This window comes from Bacteroidia bacterium, from assembly GCA_039924845.1.
GTDB lineage: Bacteria > Bacteroidota > Bacteroidia > DATLTG01 > DATLTG01 > DATLTG01.
In genome coordinates this window covers 1-2670 of the sequence record JBDTAC010000003.1, presented here as the reverse complement: position 1 = coordinate 2670, position 2670 = coordinate 1, and the positions used below count along the sequence as shown (strand labels likewise).

Here is a 2670-nt window from a genome sequence, read left to right as displayed (position 1 = left end):
GTTGTTACCTACGTAATAAAATCATTTTAAATGTTTGCTTTAATTGATTGCAATAATTTTTACGCATCCTGCGAAAGAGTTTTCCGTCCAGACTTGAACGGTAAACCAATTGTAGTGCTGTCAAATAATGACGGCTGCGTTATTGCACGAAGCAACGAAGCGAAAGCAATTGGTGTTCCAATGGGTGCAGTAGCATTTGAATATGAAAAAATATTTGCAGAAAATAATGTTCAAGTGTTTTCTGCAAACTTTGCTTTGTATGGCGATATGAGCCACAGAGTGATGAATATTTTAGGCGAATACAGTCCTGATATGGAGATTTATAGCATTGACGAATGTTTTATGAATTTGCACGGTTTTGAGAAATTTAACCTGCAAGATTATGGAAACGAAATGCGAAAGAAAGTTTTTCAATGGACTGGAATACCAATCAGTGTTGGCGTTGCTCCTACTAAAGCACTTTCTAAAGTAGCGAACCGAATCGCAAAAAAATATCCTGAAAAAACAAAAGGTGTTTATATTATTGACAGTGAAGAAAAGCGTATCAAAGCTCTGAAATGGTTGAAAATAGAAGATGTTTGGGGTATTGGCAGACAACACAGCAAACGATTGAATGCACATAAAGTTAAAACGGCTTACGACTTTACGCAGCTTGACGACCAATTTGTAAAAAAAAATTTAGCAATTGTTGGGCTTCGTTTAAAGCTCGATTTACAAGGTATTCCAACATTGGATTTGGAGGAAGCTCAACCCAAAAAAAATATTGCAACTACTCGTTCTTTTGAAAAAAATTACACGGAACTTAAACAAATACAAGAGCGTGTTTCTACGTTTGCCGTTTCCTGTGCTGAAAAATTACGCAAACAACATTCGTGTTGCAATTCAATAATGGTTTTTATTCATACCAACGGACACCGAAAAGATTTACCACAATACAGCAGAAATATTGTAATTCAATTACCTTTTCCTACAAATTCAAATATTGAATTATCGAAGTTTGCAACACAAGGATTAAAACACATTTTCAAACAAGGATATGCGTATAAAAAAGCTGGTGTAATTGTGCAAGATTTTACACCCGATACTATTTCTCAACGTAATTTATTTGAGAATAGTAACCAAAAACACATTCCGTTAATGCACGCAATTGACCGAATGAATACGGAATTTGGGCAGCAAAAAATACGACTTGCTTCACAAGACCAAAAGAGAGTTTGGAAAATGAAACAGGAAAAATTATCGCCACGTTACACAACAAATTTGTCGGACATCATAACTATAAATTTATAATGTGTTTTCATTCCAAGCAATCAAAATCAGCGCAGGAATTAGAAAGCCGTTTCAAAGCAAAATTTGAAAGTGTAGGAACGTATAAGCCGACTATTTACAACGGATTCCAACATCCAAAAACGCCAGTAATTACTAATAAAGAATCCGAAAAAATAAAATTATTTCAATGGGGATTAATTCCATTTTGGGCGAAAGATGACAGTATTAAGAAAAACACACTTAATGCAAGAATTGAAACTATAAAAGAAAAACCTGCTTTTAGAAATGCTGTAAACAATCGCTGTTTAATAATTGCAGACGGTTTTTATGAATGGCAATGGCTGGACGAAAAAGGAACTCAAAAACAAAAATATTTAATCACGTTACCAAACGAAGAACTATTTTCATTTGCAGGTTTATGGAGCGAATGGACGGATAAACAAACTGGAGAAATAATAAATTCTTACACTATTTTGACAACGGAAGCAAACGAATTGATGAGTAAAATTCACAACACAAAAAAACGGATACCTGTAATTTTATCGGAACAAAATGAAACGAATTGGCTAAACGGACAAGCATTAAAAATGCAAAACGAGCGGCTAACGGCAACGGAAATTTAAAATTAAAAACGATTATTAAATGAGCCGTTTCTTTTAGTATTAAGCAACTTTTTGCTGATACAAATACTTCTGAAACTCAATAAATAATTTACTGATGCTTCCAACTTCACCCAACACCTCTTTTGCATCTTCTAACGATTGATATTTATTAGTAAGCAAAATTGGTAGTTTCTCTTGGTCAAGTTCTTCAACTCCTGTTTCAATATACTTGCTTAATACAAATTCAATAAATTCTTTTTGTTTATCGTCAAGCAAAATAAAAATAGCGGCTTCGGCTGCTTTTACTCTTGCTTCTCTTGTAATTGGTTTGATGTCGCTATTGAAACCATATTCAAGAACATCATACAAATCACTTTTTTCCGCATCAATTAATTTTTGTATCGCGCTAAGTTCATCCTTGCCGTAACCTGCTTCTTCTAATTTTTCTAATAAAGCTCTGCGAGTTGTTGGGTTGCTCCAAATGGTTCGCAGTTCTTCTTCGCTCTTAAATAACTTCGGTAATTCTCCGAATAAATTATTTAAAAATTCTTCTGCCAAAATTAGTTTACCATCGGCGCTCCAAAAAGAAGTTGAAATCATGGATTGTATTTCGCGCTCTTTGCCATCACGTAATTTTATTTTAATGCGCTTACGTTTTTCACTTTCGTCCTTTTCTTTCGGCTCTTTTAGTTCGTATGGTGTTCTTGGTTCTCTGACTCCAATAGGTTCTTCTGGTTCTAATGGTTCGCCATCCCATTTAGGGTCGGCAAAATGTTGGTACGCATCTACAAAATCATAA

3 protein-coding genes are annotated in these 2670 nt (G+C 34.4%); 2 read left to right on the top strand and 1 reads right to left on the bottom strand.

Annotation, left to right across the window (positions count from 1 at the left end; translation table 11 throughout):
• The first annotated feature begins 30 nt into the window (after window positions 1-30).
• Window positions 31-1290, top strand: a complete 1260-nt coding sequence (locus ABIZ51_00375) for a Y-family DNA polymerase (protein ID MEO7087228.1) — start codon at window positions 31-33, stop codon at window positions 1288-1290.
• The gene (locus tag ABIZ51_00370) at window positions 1290-1892 is read left to right on the top strand and encodes an SOS response-associated peptidase (protein ID MEO7087227.1); all 603 of its coding nucleotides are present in this window, start codon (window positions 1290-1292) and stop codon (window positions 1890-1892) included. Before ABIZ51_00375 ends, ABIZ51_00370 begins: the two co-directional genes overlap by 1 nt.
• Window positions 1893-1931: 39 nt before the next feature.
• Here the strand turns inward: ABIZ51_00370 and ABIZ51_00365 are convergent.
• The coding region (locus ABIZ51_00365; GenBank protein MEO7087226.1) for a type I restriction-modification enzyme R subunit C-terminal domain-containing protein at window positions 1932-2670 on the bottom strand (739 nt) is incomplete at its 5' end.

Bases quoted from the DNA above. Each gene is read 5' to 3' on its own strand.
- ABIZ51_00375 (MEO7087228.1), top strand. From the start codon at position 31: ATGTTTGCTTTAATTGATTGCAATAATTTTTACGCATCCTGCGAAAGA.
- ABIZ51_00370 (MEO7087227.1), top strand. From the start codon at position 1,290: ATGTGTTTTCATTCCAAGCAATCAAAATCAGCGCAGGAATTAGAAAGC.